The organism is Vibrio sp. 1F263, assembly GCF_041439035.1.
Taxonomy (GTDB): Bacteria; Pseudomonadota; Gammaproteobacteria; order Enterobacterales; family Vibrionaceae; genus Vibrio; species Vibrio tasmaniensis_A.
Window position 1 is genome coordinate 1 of sequence record NZ_JBGONI010000118.1, and the last position, 1568, is coordinate 1568.

A 1568-nucleotide genomic window follows, 5' to 3' on the forward strand; every position below is an offset into this window, starting at 1 on the left:
TTTGATTTTGCATGCCTTGAACATCATCGCTGACCGTCACTTTCAATGGCGACATCAATGAGTCGTCACCATCACGGTCGACCGCAAAGACAGGTAGTTCAAAGCTCAGGTCATTCTTCGCTTGGCCATCAGCATGATCTAATGCTTCAAGCAGAGTAAAGGTGTACTCACCCACCGTGCTAGTAGAAAAACTAATCGTAAAGACGGGAACCTCTGGGTTAGCTCCGTCTTTCACAAAGCCGATGTACCCCCCAGTCGTGTTTGGATCGGCTTTAAGCTCAACGACCAACCCATTAGATTTAAGTGTATCGTTGGTATTAAATAAGCTTGGATCAATGCGGAAACTGGTGACATTATCACTTTGATTAGTAAACTGAATAGTCTCAGTTTGGCTCACCGGAGCATTGCTTGCTGCCGAACCATCGATAAGATTAGATTCTGATAGCGTGACGCTTGGAATGGTATTAATCGTTGGAATATCACCATCGGTGATGGTCAACTTCACAGTAGATGTCACCGGATCTTTATCAAAATCACTTGACGTCACTACGATTGTTTTAACGATGTCTTCGTTGTTTGTATGAACTAAATCGCGATTGGGTTCAAAACGCACTTCACCTTGCAGGGTGATGACTAACGTCCCTTCAGTGAAACCAAACCGCTGCTCTCCGGTATCTGTTTGAACCAATGTTCTAAGTTGTCCGTCATAAACGAACTGAGTGATTGTTGCACCATCTGCACTTTGCACTGGCATCACATCGACAGTGCCTGTCGTAACAACACCGGCAGCTAAATCTGCAACCGTTGGCTCTGTAATGCTCAGCGTTTGATTTTGCATGCCTTGAACATCATCGCTGACCGTCACTTTCAGTGGCGACATCAATGAGTCGTCACCATCACGGTCGACCGCAAATACAGGTAGTTCAAAGCTCAGGTCATTCTTCGCTTGGCCATCAGCATGATCTAATGCTTCAAGCAGAGTAAAGGTGTACTCACCCACAGTGCTAGTAGAGAAACTAATCGTAAAGACAGGAACTTCTGGGTTGGCTCCGTCTTTCACAAAGCCGATGTACCCCCCAGTCGTGTTTGGATCGGCTTTAAGCTCAACGACCAACCCATTCGATTTAAGTGTGTCGTTCGGGTTGAATTGAGCAGGATCGATACGGAATTTGACTACATTATCACTTTGATTGGTGAACTGAATAGTCTCAGTTTGGCTAACAGGCACGGTGCTTGCTGCCGAGCCATCGGCAAGATTAGATTCTGATAGCGTAACGCTTGGAATGGTGTTGATGATTGGAATATCACCATCGGTAATGGTCAAAGTCACGGTGGATGTCACCGGATCTTTATCAAAGTCACTTGACGTCACTACGATTGTTTTAACGATGTCTTCGTTGTTTGTATGAACTAAATCGCGATTGGGTTCAAAGCGCACTTCACCTTGCAGGGTGATGACTAACGTCCCTTCAGTGAAACCGAACCGCTGCTCACCAGTATCTGTTTGAACCAGTGTTCTAAGTTGTCCGTCATAAACGAACTGAGTGATTGTTGCACCATCTGCACTT

General features: G+C 45.5%; 1 pseudogene. It reads right to left on the bottom strand.

Annotated features, from left to right (window positions below):
* Positions 1-1568 (bottom strand): annotated as a pseudogene (locus ACED25_RS23360) (hypothetical protein); the annotation flags it as partial.